Below are 19,363 nucleotides of genomic sequence, written 5' to 3' on the forward strand. Positions count from 1 at the left end.
GTCAGGCCATTGCGGCAGCGTTGAGGGTGGGCCGGAAATCGAAGTCGATCGAATCGGTAATCCCCAGGTCCTGCGCCAGACGATGCAGGCCGCTGTAGTCGCGCATGATGGTGGCGTTCTTGTTGCTCTCACGCGTGTCGGCAATGATCAACGCCGCATCGGCGACCCCCAACTGCGTCAGAATTGCCTCCCACATGGTGTAGTCCTGAGCGATAAATGCACTCAGTGCCACCGACAGGTTGCGTGCGAAAAATTCCCGCTGCAGCGGCTGCATATTGGCGTACATGACCTTCGCCACTTCAGCCAGTACCTTGCTGTGGGCGTATTCATCGCGGTTATGCAGTTCGGCCACACGGCGGTTTTGTGGCTGGATGCTTTGATCGTCCGCCAGCAAATCCAGGTAAGCGTTAACACTGATTTCGGCCACCACCGCGAAGGTGATTGCGGCCAGATCACGCTGCCATTGTTCGGGCAACTCTTCACGCAGGGCTTGCAGTCGCAGGTAAGTCACGGACGGCGGTAAATCCAGATCCTGATCCAGCGCACGTTCCTCCTTAGTGCGCTCGATAGCCCGCAAATGCATGAGCGTGTGGTAGTGCTCATCGATCAAAGTCTGTTGCATGGCCTCACGAAAATGCCAGTCGTCCTTGCCCAGGTACTGATTGGCAATGACGCTTAACGCCGGGTTCACTACATGCTCTTCGGCGGTCACGGTGCGCAGGTTGTAGCCGATCCAGCCCCAGGTCACGACGGTACTTTTGAGTTCATCGCTCAAGGCCTGGAATTTGGGGTGATGAAAAAACGGCACCATGCATTCTGGATAATCCGGGCGCGCCGGATCAAACGCTTCGCTGACCATCATTTTGTCCGGCGAGCACACCGTGGCCCTTTTGGTCCACGCCTGATTGAGTCGCACGATCAGTTGATGATCGACCTTGGCGATCTCGATTGCAGTTGGCATAACGAATTACCTGTAAGACGCGTACCCACGCGGGGTACGCCGATTAAATGTAGGGCGACAGATTGATCAGGCCAGCCAATAGCGGGTCAGGTTACGCGCCGGGTCAGTGTAACGACTGCGTGCGTGGATCATTCGCCAGTTGTCCCATATCAGCATGCAACCGTCGGGAATCAGCACTGGCGTGTTGTGCTGCACGAAATACGCCTCGCCCAGCGTTGCAAACCTGGCAAGCGGTGAAGCACTGTTCGTGACCTGGGAGTGCTGCAGATCCTCCTTGGAAGGGTTCACATCGCCGTAGTGAAACTGGTTGTAGCTGAAGCGGAAAATGTCCCCGGCCTCTGTAGGCGTAAGGATGTACTCCTTGACCCGACGTTGCGCCGCTTCACCCGGTTTAGCGGTGGCGACGAACTCCACCGGCGTGTCGTCGATCCACTCGCGCAACTCGGGATCGCTGTGCTCCAGAGACGCCAGAAACTCGATACCGTCAACCAGACCGGTGTGACCTCCGCCGCACGTGGCTTGCTGATGACAATGCAACGCCAGGTAACGCGGCGGAGGCCCATACACCGGCGCTTCGGTATGCGGACCGATGCCGTTCATGCTTTGCGAATACGGCAAATCTTCGTAACCCGGTTTACGCGTAATGGCAAAAGCGGTCTGGCCGTTGAACTGCGGAATGATCGGGCCGAACTCAAGCAATGTGCCGAGCACATCGTCGGCAAACTCGTCGGGCGTCAGCACGGTCCAGCCGCGCTCCGACAACTCTTGATGGCGATGGCGCAGTGAAACGTACGGTTTAGACGCAACAATCCCTTGATCTGACATGGTGAAATTCCTGGCTGTTTATCAGGCGTTAACGGTTGAGGTGTAAGCGGCAATAAATTCGCGGCAAGCGCTGCCCGGCTGATAGCGCTGTTGATCGATGCTTTGCACGGGGGTGATTTCCGCGGCAGTGCCCGTCAGAAAACACTCATCGAAGTCACCCAGCTCTGTAGGAAGAATGGTGCGCTCGACAACCTGGTAATCCAGCACCGCGGCCAGTTCGATGACGGTTTGGCGGGTGATGCCATTCAGAAAACAATCGGGCACTGGTGTGTGCAGCGTCCGGCCCTTGACGAAAAACACATTGGCGCTGGTGGCTTCGGCAACGTGGCCGCGCCAGTCGAGCATCAAGGCATCGTGATAGCCGTTGTTCTCCGCGTCGTGCTTGCTCAGCGTGGCGATCTGGTAGTGCCCGGAAGCCTTGGCTTCGAAAGGACTGCTTTCGGGTGGCGGGCGACGCCAGGTTGCAGTCTTCAGGCGAATACCCGCCATGTGCCCCGCCGGGTCGAAGTAGTTCGGCCACTGCCAACAAGCGATGGCTACATGCACACGATTGAAACGGGCCGACGTCGAAATCATTTCACTGCCACGCCACGCCACCGGCCGCACATATCCGTCGACCACGTTGTTGCGTCGCAGCAGTTCATGACTGGCCTCCTCCAACACTTCAAGCGCAAAGGGCATCACAAAATCCATCATGGCCGCCGAGCGATACAGCCGTTCAGTGTGCTCGCGCAGTTTGAAAATCTTGCCGTTATAAACCCGCTCGCCTTCGTACACCGTGCTCGCGTAATGCAGGCCATGGGTCAGCACATGCAGACGCGCCTGGGACCACTCGACAAACTCGCCGTCGAGCCAGATAAAACCTTCTCGCTGATCAAACGGGATGCTGCGCATCGTTATCTCCTTATAAATCGCCCTACGCCATCTCGAGCAACACGGGTATCAATTCGGGTGCCGCCACAGGCTCGTCCTGGAAGAAAAACGAGTGTTCGCCGAACGCCGGCTTCAACTCATCGAACCAGGTGGCATATGGATCGAAGCGTGCGTAAAAAGTACGTAGTACCCACTGCGGGTTGCGAGCCTGGAGGAACTGCAATACGAAGACTTTTTCTCCGGCAACCCTCTCGATACCGTTGATCAAGACCTTGCCGTAGAAGGTGCTCATGGAGGGGCCGCGAACCGTGCGCGCCAATCCGGAAACGGTGCGATAGGCAGCCTGGAAAATCTCGAATGCCCGCGCCAGCGGCATCGCAAAGTAATGGCTGGGCCCGGTATCGCGCTCCACGAACATGTAATAAGGCACCGCACCAAGGCGCACGCCTTCGGTCCAGAGCGCGGCCCAGTCGGCAGGGTTCTCGTTGATGTGCCGAATGACCGGCGCCTGCATGCGCAAGGTTGCCCCGGTCGAACGAATACGCTCTATGGCGTGGCGAGCGATGTCCTGGCGGATCTCTACCGGGTGGTTGTAATGACCCATGATCGACAGATGCTTTCCCGCCGCAACGATCCGGCGGAATAGCGCGAGCAATTCGTCGGCATCCTTGTCGGTGACGAACCGTTGCGGCCAATACGCGACGGATTTGGTGCCGATGCGAATACTTTTCAGGTGCGGCAATTCAAGCAGCGGCTCAATGTATCCGGCCAGCGAGCGAGTGTTCATGATCATCGGATCACCGCCCGTGATCAGCACATCCGTGACCTCGGTGTGCACCCGCAAGTAGTCCACCAGTTCCTGGGATTCGCGCGCGTTGAACTTCAGCTCTTCCTCACCGATAAATTGCGCCCAGCGAAAACAGAAGGTGCAATACGCATGGCAGGTTTGGCCGGCACCGGGGAAAAACAACACGGTCTCGCGGTACTTGTGCTGAATTCCCGGCAACACCTTGCCGTTGAGCGTGACGCCGTTGTGGGTCAATTGCCCGGCCGGATGCGGGTTCATGCGCAGCCAGATCGCCTCGATCCGACGCTTGATGGCGACCGTGTCATGCGCATCGATCAGTTGCTTGAGCGATGCATATTCGTCTGGCAGCAGCATGTCCCGGTGCGGGAAAGTCATGCGAAAAATCGGATCATCCGGGATGTTGTCCCAGTCGATCAATGTGCCCAACACGTATTCATTGGTGCGAAACGGCATGACCCGCGCCACGACATCCATGGCTTCCTGCAGCGCCGGGGTGAGTTTCTGCCAATACGGCGTCTCCCGAATGCTGCGTGAGTTATAGGGTTTGTATCTTGGGTGTTCCGACAGTCCCTGCATGACAGCGCTCCTTGTGATTTCCCGGCGTGGTTACTGAACGGCTGGCGCTGTGCGCTCCATGTCCATCCACGCCCGAACGCTGTCGCGGTCCCACTGCCGGCGCACATACGCTGCGAGCCGTGCGGGAACGTGGTCACCATTGGCCACCAATCGATTGAGCATGATTGCCAGGTCGGTATCGGCGATGCTCCAGGCACCGAACAGATGCTCCGCGCCGCCGGCCAGTAACCGGTCGGCGACATAGAACAAGCGGTCTACGGCAGCCAAGGCTTCGTCGGACAACGGGTTATCTTTCTTGCCGAAATAGATCAGGTCGGCTGGGCGTTCTTTGCGTATCACCAGCAAATCACTGCGCAACCAAGCCTGCAACTGACGGGCACGGGCGCGGTGCCTGATGTCTTGCGGCAGGAGTTTTTGATGGCCTGGCGCGATCTCGTCCAGGTATTCGGCAATCGCCGAAGACTCCGACAAGGCGAATCCTTCATGAACTAGCGTGGGTACTTTGCACGCCAGTGATAGATCCCGATAACTTGCCTGATAGTTTTCTCGGGACTTTAAATCCAGCGTAACCACCTCAAATGAAAGTTGCTTTTCTTTCAACCCAACAAAAGCCGACATTGCAAATGCGCTGACAAAATCCGCACCGACGTACAGCGTTAGCTTTGTACTATCCATAGAACACTCCCTTGAGCTGTTACTTCAATTCGCTGCATTGGAAACGATCGTAGTTAGTTGATTAAGCGCTGAACAGATACAGAAAATGTCTGTTTCTACGGATACAGGAAGTCGACCCGGTCACTGGCCGACGGGGCATGGAGGGAATGACCGGACATAAAAAAAGGGAGGCTGCGAAAGCAGACTCCCTAAGGCGCAACTGAAACTGTTTTATCCGGGCGAGGCGATCAACCCCTGGCGCCCGCGCTGCTCGAGAGCAACGCCATTTGCGGCATATTGCTCATGTTCAACATCGCCAGCGGCTCCGTGCTGCTGGTGTTGACGAAACCGTGCCGAGCCCACGCCGGCACCAGCAAAACATCGCCTTGACCAATGATTACGGGGGCTTCATCGTCGAGGGTTAATGTCCCAGTACCCGCCTGAATGACAAAAATGTGCCACCAGCAATGGACATGACCCTGCAGCGCAGAGCCCGGGATCAACCATTGCATGGACACCGCCATCCCTGGCGTCAACCGGCAACCTTCGATGCTTTCGTCGTGGGCCAACGCTACGATGTCGACCTCGCTGGTTGCCAGTTTTTGACGCATGGCCACCAGCTCACCCTCGGTCCACACGCGCGCACCGTGCTGTGGTTCATGCAGGCTTTGGCGAAACTCTTTATAAGGAAAAAAAACACCTTGAACGTTATTCATCCGCGAACACTCATCCATTGCCTACTTAAGTCTTCGACACTAAGCCAACAATTTAAGCCTGTAAAGCCGAACAACTAACAATCACAATACCGACGGCCGCAACGCCACGATCATATCAACTTCTACCGCGGCATTTTTTGGCAACTGATAAACACCGACCGTGGTCCTTGTGTGTTTTCCCGCGTCACCTAATACATGGCTGAAAACATCGGATGCACCATTTGCAACTTCGCTCAGGTCGACAAAATCCGCGGTGGACTTAACGTAAACATTGATCCGTATCAGCGATTTTATTTTGTCCAGCGAACCGATGGCATCAACGATAAGGGCCAGCCCTCGCATGGCGCTGATACTGGCGGCCGCTTGAGCATCTGCCAGGCTCAGTTCCAGCCCGACTCGCCCGGGGTACTGGATTTTGCCGCTCATGCGCGGCACCAGGCCGCTGAGGTAGAGCTCGTCGTGATGCCGCACCAGCGGCGCATAATGCCCGCCCGCGGTGTTCTCGCCGTAAATGTCATAGTCCAGCTCTTTGGCCAGGGCGATAAAGCGTTCATCGCACGTCATTTTTTGCCCGATCATTTACCTAACCCTCTTAATCAATAATGCAAAAACGGCTGTCCCTGTACTCAGCACACGGCTCTGGCCGGCACTGGCAGACAAGTCACCTCGACGCGCGATTCGATTGCCTCGGCCAAGCGCAGCAGGTCGTTGCTGAGCTGTGCGTAGTCCACATTGAACAGCACGATGTGGCCGATGAATGAAGTGTTGTCCTGCACCAATGCCGTGACCGAGTCGCCGAGACGCTTGGTGTAAACCGCCTCCACCACTTCGATGTTCAGTTCGTGGGCCAGGGTTTCGATGTCCGCGACGTCGCGCAGCAGGCCGCCGACCGGTGCACGCAGCAGGCGAATACCGCAATAGCCGCGAGCGACGGGGTCGTGATGGTCGGTCGTGCCCTCAACCGCCCACCTGACCCAGCGTTCCCACGGGTCGAAATCGACGAACGCAAGGCGCGCCAAATCCCAGATATGCATGCCGCCCGGGCGCATGTTGGTTTCCACCGCCGACGTCAGACCGTCGTCACGCAGGAACACTTCGTTGTGGTAGGCACCGTTATCCAGCGACACCAACTGCGACATGTGCCGCCCGGCAGCCGCCAGCCGGGCATGCACATCGGCCGCGAGCGGCGCCGGCACCACTTGCTGGATTTCTGCGCGATAAGCTCCATCAGTGGTGGTTTTTTCGGTCACCCATGTACTGCCGGCGACGTAATCCCAGCTGTACTCGCGGGCGTTCTGAATCAACTCTTCGAGAACGATCCCACCCTCGCGATAGGGTTTGAGTGCCTGCCAGGCTTCTTCGCACTCGGAGGGATGATGAATGACCCGGCAACCTCGGCTTGCGCCTTCGTTGGCCGGTTTGATGAAGGCTTTGCCGCCCAGTTCGACCACTCGCTGGCGCAGCTCCGACAGGCTGTCGATGCGAGCGGAAAACACCGGCCGGTAATCTGCCGGAGCGCTGTTGGCGTTTGCTTCCAGCTTGCGGAAAATCTGTTTGTCCAATCCTGCGCGTGCACTGCCCGGGGTGATTCCGGGCAGCCCATAGTGGGTTGCCAACGCTGCGCCGAGCAGCACGCCACGGTCGGAAAACGGCAACACACCGATCAGGTTCCAGCAATCGGCGCTCAGGCAACCGGCCACCCATTCCAGGGAATCCGCCACATCAATGGGCTCAAGCGACGTGCTGCAGACGTGATCGGCCACTTGCTCATCGTTGGGTTGAATCCGCTCGACCACCAGGATCAGCCGGGCGTTATAAAGCGTCTTGCAAAGGTCACGCAGCTTCTGGATATCGTTGACACGATTGCCGTTGTACCCGACCACTACTACGCATGACGTGGTGTTCATGAAGCCTCCGAACGGTGGAGTAAAAAACGCAGATCCGATGATTCAGTCGTGCAGGGCCGCGTTGGATTTACGGTTGAGCCAGTACCAGGCCAGCATCCCGCCCGCGCCAATGGCAGCCAGCAACAACGCGTTGTAAGGTGCGGGCACGACGCGCATGACCAGCACCGTCAGTCCGGCACCGACGCCAAGCGACACTTCCTTGACGAACATGTTGTTTTGTTTGACGGAGAAGTAATCGAGGTAGCTGAACGCGCACTCGGCGACCGACAGCAATGCCACCCAGATCAGTGCGCCGATAAGGGTTTCGACGTGGAAAGCGGCCGGCGACGAGAGCACCGCAAAACCGCCGATGATGATCCCGATCACGGTCAACACCTTGAAGCGGCCGGTGCGTTCAATCAGCTTCATCACCGGGACCTGGGCCAAGACCACCACGGCGCTGTTGAGAATCAGCATCAAGCCATACCAGGCGGGTAACTCGCCGGTCTCGAGCAGGATTGCCTGCGGCAGTATCGAAAATACGCCGAACAGCTTGATCCCCATGATCAGGCCGGCGATGACCCACGGCAGTTTGTTGCGCCAGCCACTGCCCTCCTGATTAATCGCACGCGTAACCACCGGTTGGGTGCTGAACGTCGCGCCCATGGCAAACGGCAGGCACAACAGGACAAAACCTGCAGCACCGAGAAAAAACAGGGTGGGCGTCAGTAGTGGCCACAACAGGATCAGCCCGGCGACCAGGCTGCCCATGTTCATTGCAACGCGGTTGTAGGCGGCACCTTCCTTGGTCTGGGCGGCTTCGCTTTTGATCAGGTAACCGGCAATCGCAATGCCGTAGGCAAACAAGGCAGCGGCGAACATCACCATGCCCTCGTTGCGGGTAACTGCCAGCAACACCAGCCCCAGTGCCGCGCACATCAGCGTCACACTCAGGGAGCGACGGCCCAACACCAGCAAGGTCAGTGGCAGTAACAGCAGCAAGGCCCGATAACCCAGGGCAAGAATGCTGTTGGTGGCGGTATCGAGCCAGACGTTCGCCTTGCCCAACACTGCAAACAGCGACACCGCGGTGATGATCCGGATGACGAATAAGCGAATGTTAATCACCGGTTTGGCGACGGCGACCGTTGTTTGAACACTCATGCAGTACCTCAAAAACCAGCGATTGCTCTGGCGATAATCGCGAACAATCAAATAAGTCTTAAGGCGATGGTAGTGAGAGACGCTTGTTTGCATCAGGGCAAGTTCGTATAGAATCGAACGAACTTTACTGCCAGAGAGACCAGTAAAATGCAGGTGCAGCGTGCAGTGATCGCCGCTATCGAGTTCCAGCCGGGTGTGCCGCTGGTGCAGCAAATCGTCGATCAGTTGTCGGTGGCGATCAATCAGGGTGGCTTGCCTCATGGCTCCCGGTTACCGCCGATCCGCGAACTCTCCGATTTGCTCAACGTGGGTAAATCCACGGTGGTTGACGCTCTGGACCGCTTACGGGCCAAAGGCCTGGTGGTTTCACGCCAGGGCTCGGGGCATTACGTACACCGTTCCAACACCACCAACACCGATGCCGGCCCCGACCTGCAACCCCAGGACACACTCAGCGTGGTACGTCGTGCGGTGCTGCTGGACAATGGTGCGCTACGTCCGGGTGCCGGATTTCTGCCTTCTTCGTGGTTGCCGGCCGATGAGTTGCTGAAAGCGGTGCGCGGCACGTTGCGCGCCACCTCGCTGCGCATGGGCGAGTACGGAGTTGCTGCCGGTTATCCGCCGTTGCGCGAGGCGTTGCGGGTAAAGCTAGCGTCCATTGGCATCGAGGTACCGGTGGACCAGGTCATCACCACCGCCAACACGGTTCAAGCCATCGACATGCTGATGCGCTTGCTGATCAAACCCGGCGACACGGTGCTGCTCGACGATCCGTGTTACTTCACCATGCACACCAACCTGGCCTTGCACGGGGCCAAGGTCATCACCCACCACCGCGGCACTGACGGCATGGACCTGGAAGCCTTCGAGCAATTGCTGATCGCCCATCGCCCCGTGCTCTACATGACCAACAACACCCTGCACAACCCCACTGGCCACTCGTTCTCACCAGCGCAGGTTTACCGGCTGCTGGAGCTGAGCCACCGCTATGGTTTTCATATTATCGAAGACGATTTGTATGGCGACTTGCAGCAACGAACCACGCCACGCCTGGCAGCGGGCGGGCTGGACAATGTCAGCTACGTCTCCGGTTTTTCCAAGACCCTGACGGCCAATAGCCGTGTCAGCTTCGCGGTGTTGTCGCCGCAATTGGCAGCACGCATGACCACCCTGAAAATGGCCTGCGGTGGCATGACCTCTGAATTGGCCGAGCAGATTGTGTGCACCATGCTCAGTGATGGCAGTTACGCCAAACATACGCGGCGTACCGTGGATCGACTTTACGAGTCGAGCAGCCGCGTGACCCGTTGGCTGGTCGAGGCAGGGTGTTCAGTGTCGTCGCTGCCGCATGAAGGGCTGTTCATCTGGACTCGGTTACCGGAAGGGCAGCATGCCGAAACGCTGGCATTGAAAGGCCTGGAAAACGACCTCGTATTGGCCCCTGGCACCTTGCTCAGCAAAGCGCCGGACGCCAGCCAGTTCCTGCGTTTCAACGTGGCGCACAGCGACAACAGCCAGGTGCGGGAGCGATTCTTCCGGTTGCTGGGGCGCTGAGCTTTGCTGGTAAACCGCGTCAACCCATTCGCGGCCCGCTCCCACAGGGGCCAGCGTTGTGCTCAAGCTTAGCGACAACGCCAATCCAGTATGGGAGCTAACCTGCTCGCGATTGCGCCACCCCGGCCCAGCAGAAAACCCACAACAAAAAGCCCCGCGCTTCTTTCGAAGGCGGGGCTTTTTGACAGCGCTGAATCTTAAGGCGCGTACGTCAGCAACAGCTCGGTCGGCACTTTGAAGTCCAGGGACATCATGACGCTCAACGCGGTGATGGTGAAGATCGAGAACACGAACAGCTTACGTGCCCAGACCGTGTCATCCACCGCTTTGTAACCGGTCCAGGCCATGTACAACCAGTACATGCCCATGGCGGCGGCGACGGCGAGGTAGCTCATGCCGGCGTAACCACTGAAGGTCAGCATCAAGGTCGCCACGAGGAAGGCCAGGATGTAGAGCAGGATGTGCTTCTTGGCCACTTCGATACCGCGCTTCACTGGCAACACCGGAATCGATGCGGCCAGGTAATCGTTGAAGCGGAAAATCGCGATGGCGTAGGAATGCGGCATCTGCCACAGGCTGAACATCACCAGCAACGTCAATGCGGCCATGTCGAAGCTGTTGGTGACCGCAACGTAGCCGATCACCGGTGGCATGGCGCCCGACAGGCTGCCCACCAGCGTGCCGTGAACCGACTTGCGCTTGAGGTACAGGCTGTAGAAGCCGACGTAGATGACAAAACCGATCACCGCAAACAGCGCGGCCAACGGGTTTGCCACTTTGTACAACAACACAACGCCGGCAACACCCAGTACGGTCGCAAAGGCCAGGGCCAGTTTCAGGGAGATCAAGCCCTGTACCAGCACCCGGTTCTTGGTGCGTTCCATCTTCAGGTCGATGTCGCGGTCGATGCAGTTGTTGAACACGCAACCAGAGGCCACTACCAGGGACGTGCCGATCATTGCTGCCAGGAAGATGGCCAGATCGACATGCCCTTTCGAGGCCAGGAAAAACCCGCCTGCCACAGAAAGCACGTTACCGAAAATGATCCCCGGTTTGGTGATTTGGATAAAGTGCTTAAAGGACATCCGGACTTTCCTCAGTGCGCCATCATGACGTGATGGATGCTGAACATGATCCACAGCGACAAGCCAACCAGCAGAACGATCACCATCGCAGCGAACACAAACGCAATCACGTTGTTACGCTGGGCAGCAGAGCGGTCCAGGTGGAGGAAGTACACCAGGTGCACCAGCACCTGGATCACTGCGAAGGCCAGTACGATCCACAACGTCCACACTTTCGGCAGCGATGGGTACATCACCAGGCCAAAAGGAATGATCGTCAGGATGACCGACAGGATGAAACCGATGGCGTAAGACTTGACGCTACCGTGGCCGGCGTCATGACTATCGTGACCATCGTGGGAGTGTGCGTTAGCCATTACAGAGTCCCCATCAGGTAAACAACGGTGAAGACGCAGATCCACACAACGTCCAGGAAGTGCCAGAAGAGGCTCAGGCAGCTCAAGCGGGTTTTGTTGGTCGACGTCAGGCCGTGCTTATTGACCTGATACATCATGATCGCCATCCAGATCAGGCCGCTGGTCACGTGCAGACCGTGGGTGCCGACCAGGGTGAAGAACCCGGACAGGAAGCCGCTGCGGTTCGGACCGTAGCCTTCGGAGATCAGCATGTGGAACTCGTTGATCTCCATGCCGATAAAGCCCAGACCGAACAGGAAGGTGATGGCCAACCAGCCCAATACCGCTTTCTTGTTACCTTTGAACAACGCCAGCATGGCGAAGCCGTAGGTGATCGAGCTGAGCAACAGGCAGGCGGTTTCGCCCAGCACGTAAGGCAGTTCGAAGATGTCGTGGCCCGACGGGCCACCCGCTACGTTGTTAACCAGTACCGCGTACACCGCGAAGATCGACGCAAACAAAATGCAGTCGGTCATCAGGTAGAGCCAGAAACCGAATACGGTCATCTCGCCCGAGTCGTGGTGATGGTCATCGTGCCCATGTTCATCGACATGGGTGTGTCCAGCATTGGTCACTAAGTTCGACATGGTTTAAGCCTGTTCCAACGAGGTTTCAACACGGGTGGCGTTGGCCGGAATTGCTTTGGCCTCTACCAGACGCTTGTGCTGCTCGGCTTCGATGCGCTCGATGACATCGACCGGCACCATATAGCCCTGATCATCACGTGCAGCGTGGATCACGAAGTACACAACAGTGCCGACCAGACCGAAGATGGCCATCCACCAGATGTGCCAGATCATTGCGAAGCCGAACACGGTCAACAGAGCACCCATGACCAGACCGGTCGCGGTGTTGTTTGGCATGTGGATCGGCTCGTACTTGGCTGGAGCCTGGTACGCAGTACCGTTTTCCTTGGCCTCGGTGAACGGGTCGATGCCTTCGGCTTTCGGCAGTACGGCAAAGTTGTAGAACGGTGGTGGCGACGAGGTCGACCATTCCAGCGTGTGAGCATTCCACGGGTCACCGGCGTCGCACATGTTCTGCGGCAGCTTGCGATCACGCACACTGACGTAGAGCTGGATCAGCTGGCAGGCAATGCCGATGGCGATCAATACCGCACCGAACAATGCAACGTGCAGGTAAGGCACCCACTCAGGGTTGGTGGTGGCGTTCAGACGACGGGTCATGCCCATGAAGCCCAGTACGTAGAGCGGCATGAATGCAACGAAGAAGCCTGTGATCCAGAACCAGAATGCTGCCTTGCCCCAACCTTCGTGCAGCTTGAAGCCGAACGCTTTAGGGAAGTAGAAGCTGAAGCCTGCGATGTAACCGAATACCGCGCCGCCGATGATCACGTTGTGGAAGTGAGCGATCACGAACAGGCTGTTGTGCAGTACGAAGTCCGCACCTGGAATGGCCAGCAGTACGCCGGTCATGCCGCCGATGGCGAAGGTCACCATGAAGCCCAGGGTCCACAGAACCTGGCTGGTGATGCGCAAACGGCCTTGGTAAATGGTGAATAGCCAGTTGAATAGCTTCACCCCCGTCGGGATCGAAATCAGCATCGTCGCCAGGCCGAAGAAGGCGTTGACGTTGGCACCCGAACCCATGGTGAAGAAGTGGTGCAGCCACACCATGAAGCCCAGGATCGAGATCGCGCCACTGGCGTAGACCATCGAGTGGTGGCCGAACAGACGCTTGCCGGAGAAGGTCGAGATGACTTCGGAGAATATCCCGAACGCCGGCAGAATCAGGATGTAAACCTCGGGGTGACCCCACGCCCAGAACATGTTGACGTACATCATTGGATTGCCACCAAGTTCATTGGTGAAAATGTGGAAATCCATGTAACGGTCAAGCGTCAGCAACGCCAGGGTAGCGGTCAGGATCGGGAACGAAGCGACGATCAGAACGTTGGCCCAGGTGCAGGTCCAGGTGAAGATCGGCATGTCCATCAACTTCATGCCCGGGGTACGCATTTTCAGCACGGTGGCCAGGAAGTTGACCCCCGTCAGTGTCGTCCCGAGTCCCGACAGCTGTAGCGCCCAGATGTAATAGTCCACACCTACGCCAGGGCTGTAGCCCAGTTCCGACAGCGGCGGATACGCAACCCAACCGGTACGGGCGAATTCGCCGACACCCAGGGACACGTTAACCAGCACCACGCCGGACACCAGCAGCCAGAAGCTCAAGGAGTTCAGGAACGGGTAGGCAACGTCACGGGCGCCGATCTGCAGCGGCACTGCAAGGTTCATCAGGCCGGTGAAGAATGGCATCGCCATGAAGATGATCATGATCACACCGTGAGCGGTGAAGATCTGGTCATAGTGTTCAGGCGGCAGATAGCCAGGCGAACCCTCGGTGGCCATGGCCAACTGGGTACGCATCATGATGGCGTCGGCAAAACCGCGCAGCAGCATGACCATGGCCACGATGATGTACATCACGCCGATTTTCTTGTGGTCGACCGATGTTAGCCACTCGGTCCACAAGTAGGTCCACTTCTTGAAGTAGGTGATTGCAGCGAAGACCGCCAGACCACCCAGCGCGATCATGGCAATAGTCACCATGACGATCGGCTCGTGGAACGGAATCGCTTCCAGACTTAATTTACCAAACATCGTTTACTCCTCTGCCCCGGCAGCTGAATGCGAGCTCATGTCCATCCCTTCCATAGCGGCGACTTCGTGCTCTTTCTTCTCGTGGTCCATCTTCATCGGCCCCGGTTTCATGCCTTCGTACTTGTCGACGATGATCTGGAACAGGTTTGGTGTGAACGAGGAGTAGAGTTCTACTGGGTTGTTCTGGCTTGGTTTGGAAAGGGCTTCGTACTCAGCCTTTTCAAGCTTTTTAGGTGCCTTCTTGACATCACTTACCCACGTGTCGAAATCGGCCTGGGAAGTGGAAATTGCTTTGAACTTCATGCCGGTGAAACCTGCGCCGCTGTAGTTGGCAGAGATGCCATCCATTTCAGCGTTGCGGTTGGCAATCAGGTGCAGCTTGGTTTGCATGCCCGCCATCGCGTAGATCTGGCCGCCCAGGCCCGGGATGAAGAACGAGTTCATCACGGTGTCCGAAGTCACCTTGAAGTTGATCGGCGTATTGGCCGGGAACACGATCTTGTTGACGGTAGCGATGCCTTGTTCCGGGTAGATGAACAGCCACTTCCAATCCATCGCTACCACTTCAATGGTGATCGGCTTGACGTCGGATTCCAGCGGTTTGTAAGGGTCCAGTGCGTGGGTCGACTTGTAGGTGACATAACCCAGGGCAATGATGATGAGCACCGGAACAGCCCACACCGCGATTTCAATCTTGGTGGAGTGCGACCACTTCGGCGTGTAGACAGCGTCGGTGTTCGATGCGCGGTATTTCCAGGCGAACAGGAACGTCATGACGATAACCGGCACAACAACCAACAGCATCAGCAGCGTTGCGGTGATGATCAGGTTTCGCTCGTCCAGGCCGACCTGGCCCGTGGGATCAAGCAAGGTCATGTTGCAGCCTCCCAGCAACAGCGTGCCGAGCAGCGGCAATAAGCCTAGTAGTCTGGGGTACCTGTTTTTACTCATCTCACGACCTCTAAAGCAGCTTGCGCAATGCAGTTGGGTTTTGATCGCCAACACTTCACCCTGCCAAGGGTTGGCATTTTTCTTGGATTGAATAAGGGCTGCCCGTCGCGCGTCAGACGCTGTTCGACAAATCCTGGGCCAGCGGTGAGTTCTTATTCGAATTCGTGGTCAAAGGCCTTGTTACAGACCAATTCCATTTGGTGCGGATAATGGGAAGGCACCGACACCTGGGGAGCCGTATGAAGCCATCAGGCTTCTCGACACCCTTTCTGCTCTGGGGTGAGCAGTGCCGGGAATTCAGTGATGGCGATTGTAGATATGTAACGTTTTATAAACCATGTCTCATCCCGAAATAATTTTTATCGATTCCAGCAACAATCATTAACGGTTTTTGCAAAAGTGCGCCATGGTATCGAAATCCATTCTCAACAAAAACACCAAAAATAGTAGGTCTACCGCACCCAGTTCAGACAGTATCGAAGGCTGTAGTGCGCACCTCTACCTTGCCCAAGGCCCCATGTGACAAGGGCTTCGGCAATTTGCCAGAGCCTGTTAAAACTGCATGTTCGGGCATGCAGGCGCTTAATTCGATCAGCACCAAAACAGACCAATCCCAGCGTGTTGCTGTGCACCGATTTGGCTTCTTGCAACGCCTTGCGACACTTGCTGTGTGACAACATGTCGCACATGGGTCGCAACTCTGCTTGCCGCGCATCACGGTATTTTTACTGACTGCCTGAAACGCAAAACGCCCCGGCCTCCTGAAGAGGACCGGGGCGTTTTTTGACGTGACGTCGCAGTGAAGGACGACCTCAGCGCAGCGCTTTGCGATTACGCGAAACCAACAACGGTACCAGCACAACCACCAGCACGAATGACACCAAGGCCCATTGCGCCAGCGACAGGCCGAGGATCGGCGGATACGGCGTAGAGCAGAACCCATCGACCTGGAAGCCCAGCGGGAAGATCTTCGCCAGTGGCAAACCATCGACAATCGGCTGCAGCACATCAATACCGCAACTGACCGCGGGGTAGAACTGCGTGTAAACGTGATGCCCTGCTACTGCAACGCCCGCCAAGGCACTGATCACCACCAGTGTTTCAAAAATCGTGATGCTGCGACGGGTGCGCATGGCCGCGCCAATGAAGGCGAATACTGCGATAAACAACAACGCATAACGTTGCAGGATGCACAGCGGGCACGGCGCTTCTTCCAACACCACTTGCATGTACAACGCGCCGCCGATCAGCGCCAGACAGATGATGCCCAGCAATACCAGGTAGCGCCGTTCACGGCCCAACCGCATCGTTTCATCGCTCATTGCGTTTCCCTTCCAGATATCGATTGACCGCAAGTCTACACGCTGGCCCGGACCTTGGAGAGCCCGGGGCGCATGGTGTAGATGTCGGGAAATAAACGATAAGGGGGTTAAGAACGGATTAAATCCGGACTACTTCCAGGGATTTGAATAATGCCAGGGCCTCATCGCCAGCAGGCTGGCTCCCACATGGGTATGGGTGTAGGTGTGGGTGTGGGTGTAGGCGTAGGTGTAGGTGTGGGTGTGGGTGTGGGTGTGGGTGTGGGTGTAGGTGTGGGTATGGGTGTGGGTGTAGGTGTGGGTATGGGTGTGCGTCTGCGGCTGCATTAAGAGCAGCGGATCACGCGGGCTCCCCAATTGGAATGCACTCAACTGTGGGAGCCAGCCTGCTGGCGATGCTGTTGATCAATCGCCGTAAATATCCGACTTGAAGTATTTCTCGGAAATTTTCAGGTATTCGCCATTGGCACGAATGCCGTCGATGGCGGTGTTCAGCTCCGAAACCAGTTCGCTATTGCCTTTACGCACAGCAATACCGGCGCCCTCACCCACGTACTTGGGATCCTTGAGTTCCGGCCCGACAAAGGCATAACCCTTGCCACGCGGCATCGACAGGAAGTCATTCAATGGAATGGTGTCGGCGAAAATCGCATCGAGGCGCCCGGACGCCAGGTCCATGTAGATTTCTTCGTTATTGCTGTAGCGCTTGACGTTAATCCCCTTGGGCTCGAAAACCTCGGTGGCATAGCGGTCGGTGGTGGTCGCCCGCTGCACACCAATGGTCTTGCCCTTGAGGCTGGCGTACTGGTCATCGACTACCGCGCCTTCCTTCATCACCAGCCGCGACGATGTGAAATAGTACTTGTGCGTGAAATCGACCGATTTCTTGCGGTCTTCATTGATGGTCATGGACGACAGCGCCATGTCGATCTTCTTCACTTTGAGCGAAGGAATCAGCCCATCGAACTCGCCTTCAACCCACACGCACTTGACCTTCATCTGCGCGCACAAGGCGTTGCCGATGTCATAGTCGAAACCGACGATTTCACCTTTGTCGGTTTTGGAAGCGAACGGCGGGTAAGCCGCTTCTATGCCGATGCGCAGGGTTTTTTCCGCGGCGAACACGCTGCTGCAGGCCAACAGACTCAGGGCCAGACCGGTGATGAGGGGAAGTTTCTTCATGATCGTTCTCTCGCGGGTTGTTGTTGGTTTTGGCAAGACAGAGGAACAGCTAAACACATGCAAAAGTCTTTTTTGTACTTATAATTCCATACTGGACTTTTATGTATTTGTCGTCAATCGGGCAAATTGAGTTGTGCCGCCCGATGGTCGGGCGATAAATCAGAGGATTTTTGGGTGGCGCGGATGGCCTCATCGCGAGCAGGCTCGCTCCCACAGTGGGTCTTCGTCGTGCACAAGATTTGTTTTCATGAAGATCAACTGTGGGAGCGAGCCTGCTCGCGATGGCTTGCCCGAGAACGATGAAGATTTACTGCTTCCAGCGATCCGCCGCCGCGTGATCACTGTCGCGCCCTTCCACCCAGCGCGGGCCGTCGCTGGTGTTCTCTTTCTTCCAGAACGGTGCACGGGTTTTCAGGTAGTCCATGACAAAAGCGCAGGCATCGAACGCTGCCTGGCGATGGGCGCTCGCGGCGCCGACAAAAACAATAGGTTCGCCCGGCTCCAAGGCGCCAATGCGGTGCAGCACTTCCAGCTTGAGCAACGGCCAGCGCTGCTCAGCCTCAACCGCTATTTTGCCGAGGGCTTTTTCAGTCATCCCTGGATAGTGCTCCAGGAACATTCCGGCCACCTCTCGCCCCTCATTGAAGTCGCGTACGTAGCCGACAAAACTCACCACCGCGCCGACGCCGACATTGGCGGCGTGCATGGCGTTGACTTCAGCGCCCGGATCAAACGCCGCTACCTGCACGCGAATCGCCATGGATCAGCCTCCGGTCACGGTCGGAAAAAACGCCACTTCGTCGCCATCGACAACAGGCTCATCGAGTTGGCAGAGGTCTTCATTGCGAGCGCACATCAGGTTCTGCTCGCGCAATACTTCGCTGCCGTCGCGGCGCGCCAATAATTCACGTACATCGTCGATTGTGGCGAAATTACCTTCGACTTCCACCGAGTCCACGCCCAGCGCTTCACGGTAACGGGCAAAAAACCTCACCGTGACGTTCATGCCTGATCCGCCTGGAAATGCCCACTCTTGCCGCCGACCTTCTCCAGCAGCCGCACGCTTTCGATGGTCATGCCGCGATCAACAGCTTTGCACATGTCGTAAATAGTCAGCGCCGCGACACTGGCAGCCGTCAACGCTTCCATCTCGACACCGGTCTGCCCGGACAACTTGCAACGCGCGACGATGCGCACCGTGTCGTCGCCTTCGGCACTCAGTTCGACTTTGACACCCGTGAGCATCAGCGGATGACACAGAGGAATCAGGTCGCTGGTTTTTTTCGCTGCCTGAATGCCGGCAATGCGCGCGACCGCGAATACATCGCCTTTGGGATGGCCGCCACTGACGATCATCTGCAAGGTTGCGGGCAGCATGCGCACTAAGGCTTGGGCCGTCGCCTCACGGAACGTCACGGCTTTTTCAGTGACGTCGACCATGTTGGCGCGACCTTGGGAATCGAGATGAGTCAGCACAGGGATACTCCTGATCAGGAGCCTGGATTGTAAACCCGCGGGTCAGATTTCCGCACGCTTGATTATCGGTTCACTACATATCCCCCTGTGCGAGCCTGCTCGCGAAAGCGGTGTATCAGTCACGTTTGATATTGGCTGACATGACGCCTTCGCTAGCAGGCTAGCTCCCACAGTAGATTTTTCTTGCTCACAAAACCTGAGTCTTGCCCAGATCCAACGTGGGAGCTGGCCTGCCAGCGATGGCCACACCTCGGTCTGCCAGAAATCCTTGTTCGATGGGCGGGCCTCATCGCGAGCAGGCTCGCTCCCACAGTAGA

21 protein-coding genes are annotated in these 19,363 nt (G+C 57.1%); 2 read left to right on the top strand and 19 right to left on the bottom strand.

All coding sequences use genetic code 11. From position 1 onward, the window contains the following. Position 1 precedes the first annotated feature (1 nt). From ACQR3R_RS15525 to ACQR3R_RS15565, 9 genes are all read right to left on the bottom strand, one after another. Positions 2-961, bottom strand: coding sequence for a diiron oxygenase (locus tag ACQR3R_RS15525; RefSeq protein ID WP_428273160.1), 960 nt, complete (start codon positions 959-961; stop codon positions 2-4). Positions 962-1,027: 66 nt separating this feature from the next. Further along, positions 1,028-1,786, bottom strand: a complete 759-nt coding sequence (locus ACQR3R_RS15530; protein WP_428273161.1) for a TauD/TfdA family dioxygenase — start codon at positions 1,784-1,786, stop codon at positions 1,028-1,030. A gap of 21 nt (positions 1,787-1,807) precedes the next feature. After that, positions 1,808-2,680 carry a branched-chain amino acid aminotransferase gene (locus ACQR3R_RS15535; protein WP_428273162.1) on the bottom strand — a complete coding sequence of 291 codons (873 nt, stop codon included), beginning with the start codon at positions 2,678-2,680 and terminating at the stop codon, positions 1,808-1,810. A gap of 22 nt (positions 2,681-2,702) precedes the next feature. Beyond that, a complete protein-coding gene (locus tag ACQR3R_RS15540) occupies positions 2,703-4,043 on the bottom strand; it encodes a KamA family radical SAM protein (RefSeq protein WP_428273163.1) in 1,341 nt (446 codons plus the stop codon). 30 nt (positions 4,044-4,073) lie between these two features. After that, positions 4,074-4,718, bottom strand: a complete 645-nt coding sequence (yfcF, locus tag ACQR3R_RS15545) for a glutathione transferase (protein WP_428273164.1) — start codon at positions 4,716-4,718, stop codon at positions 4,074-4,076. Between the two features lie 227 nt (positions 4,719-4,945). After that, positions 4,946-5,413 carry a cupin domain-containing protein gene (locus ACQR3R_RS15550; protein ID WP_428273165.1) on the bottom strand — a complete coding sequence of 156 codons (468 nt, stop codon included), beginning with the start codon at positions 5,411-5,413 and terminating at the stop codon, positions 4,946-4,948. A gap of 81 nt (positions 5,414-5,494) precedes the next feature. Beyond that, a complete protein-coding gene (locus tag ACQR3R_RS15555) occupies positions 5,495-5,992 on the bottom strand; it encodes an Atu1372/SO_1960 family protein (protein WP_428273166.1) in 498 nt (165 codons plus the stop codon). A gap of 47 nt (positions 5,993-6,039) precedes the next feature. After that, complete coding sequence (locus ACQR3R_RS15560) at positions 6,040-7,320, bottom strand: hypothetical protein (protein ID WP_428273167.1); 1,281 nt, start codon at positions 7,318-7,320, stop codon at positions 6,040-6,042. Between the two features lie 42 nt (positions 7,321-7,362). Next, positions 7,363-8,463, bottom strand: a complete 1,101-nt coding sequence (locus ACQR3R_RS15565) for a hypothetical protein (RefSeq protein WP_428273168.1) — start codon at positions 8,461-8,463, stop codon at positions 7,363-7,365. 147 nt (positions 8,464-8,610) lie between these two features. Between ACQR3R_RS15565 and ACQR3R_RS15570 the strand changes: the two genes are divergently transcribed. Next, positions 8,611-10,017, top strand: a complete 1,407-nt coding sequence (locus ACQR3R_RS15570; protein ID WP_428273169.1) for an aminotransferase class I/II-fold pyridoxal phosphate-dependent enzyme — start codon at positions 8,611-8,613, stop codon at positions 10,015-10,017. A gap of 197 nt (positions 10,018-10,214) precedes the next feature. Here ACQR3R_RS15570 and cyoE read toward each other — a convergent pair whose 3' ends face one another. The 6 genes from cyoE to ACQR3R_RS15600 all read right to left on the bottom strand — a co-directional run bounded on the left by cyoE (position 10,215) and on the right by ACQR3R_RS15600 (position 16,391). Continuing rightward, positions 10,215-11,102, bottom strand: a complete 888-nt coding sequence (cyoE, locus tag ACQR3R_RS15575) for a heme o synthase (protein ID WP_428273170.1) — start codon at positions 11,100-11,102, stop codon at positions 10,215-10,217. An 11-nt stretch (positions 11,103-11,113) separates the two neighbouring features. Beyond that, positions 11,114-11,458 (bottom strand): cytochrome o ubiquinol oxidase subunit IV, encoded by a 345-nt coding sequence (gene cyoD, locus ACQR3R_RS15580; RefSeq protein WP_428273171.1) that lies wholly within the window; start codon positions 11,456-11,458, stop codon positions 11,114-11,116. Further along, on the bottom strand, positions 11,458-12,084 hold the full coding sequence (locus tag ACQR3R_RS15585) for a cytochrome o ubiquinol oxidase subunit III (protein ID WP_054045508.1): 627 nt from the start codon (positions 12,082-12,084) through the stop codon (positions 11,458-11,460). The genes cyoD and ACQR3R_RS15585 overlap by 1 nt, the downstream gene beginning before the upstream one ends. Before the next feature lie 3 nt (positions 12,085-12,087). After that, positions 12,088-14,118 (bottom strand): cytochrome o ubiquinol oxidase subunit I, encoded by a 2,031-nt coding sequence (gene cyoB / locus ACQR3R_RS15590; RefSeq protein ID WP_428273172.1) that lies wholly within the window; start codon positions 14,116-14,118, stop codon positions 12,088-12,090. Positions 14,119-14,121: 3 nt separating this feature from the next. Then, positions 14,122-15,069 carry a ubiquinol oxidase subunit II gene (gene cyoA, locus ACQR3R_RS15595; RefSeq protein WP_428273173.1) on the bottom strand — a complete coding sequence of 316 codons (948 nt, stop codon included), beginning with the start codon at positions 15,067-15,069 and terminating at the stop codon, positions 14,122-14,124. A gap of 812 nt (positions 15,070-15,881) precedes the next feature. Beyond that, complete coding sequence (locus ACQR3R_RS15600) at positions 15,882-16,391, bottom strand: disulfide bond formation protein B (protein ID WP_428273174.1); 510 nt, start codon at positions 16,389-16,391, stop codon at positions 15,882-15,884. Positions 16,392-16,541: 150 nt separating this feature from the next. On the opposite strand from ACQR3R_RS15600, the gene ACQR3R_RS15605 reads away from it, so the two are divergent. After that, positions 16,542-16,718 carry a hypothetical protein gene (locus ACQR3R_RS15605; RefSeq protein ID WP_428273175.1) on the top strand — a complete coding sequence of 59 codons (177 nt, stop codon included), beginning with the start codon at positions 16,542-16,544 and terminating at the stop codon, positions 16,716-16,718. 75 nt (positions 16,719-16,793) lie between these two features. Here ACQR3R_RS15605 and ACQR3R_RS15610 read toward each other — a convergent pair whose 3' ends face one another. From ACQR3R_RS15610 to moaC, 4 genes are all read right to left on the bottom strand, one after another. Further along, entirely contained in the window at positions 16,794-17,570 is a 777-nt protein-coding gene (locus ACQR3R_RS15610; protein WP_428273176.1) for a lysine/arginine/ornithine ABC transporter substrate-binding protein, read from the bottom strand. Between the two features lie 307 nt (positions 17,571-17,877). Continuing rightward, the gene (gene moaE / locus ACQR3R_RS15615; protein ID WP_428273177.1) at positions 17,878-18,330 is read right to left on the bottom strand and encodes a molybdopterin synthase catalytic subunit MoaE; all 453 of its coding nucleotides are present in this window, start codon (positions 18,328-18,330) and stop codon (positions 17,878-17,880) included. Positions 18,331-18,333: 3 nt separating this feature from the next. Next, the gene (locus tag ACQR3R_RS15620; protein ID WP_428273178.1) at positions 18,334-18,576 is read right to left on the bottom strand and encodes a MoaD family protein; all 243 of its coding nucleotides are present in this window, start codon (positions 18,574-18,576) and stop codon (positions 18,334-18,336) included. After that, positions 18,573-19,064, bottom strand: a complete 492-nt coding sequence (gene moaC, locus ACQR3R_RS15625; RefSeq protein WP_428273433.1) for a cyclic pyranopterin monophosphate synthase MoaC — start codon at positions 19,062-19,064, stop codon at positions 18,573-18,575. The genes ACQR3R_RS15620 and moaC overlap by 4 nt, the downstream gene beginning before the upstream one ends. Positions 19,065-19,363 lie beyond the last annotated feature (299 nt).

Origin of the sequence: Gordonia sp. IEGM753 (genome assembly GCF_050321825.1) — a bacterium.
Taxonomy (GTDB): Bacteria; Pseudomonadota; Gammaproteobacteria; order Pseudomonadales; family Pseudomonadaceae; genus Aquipseudomonas.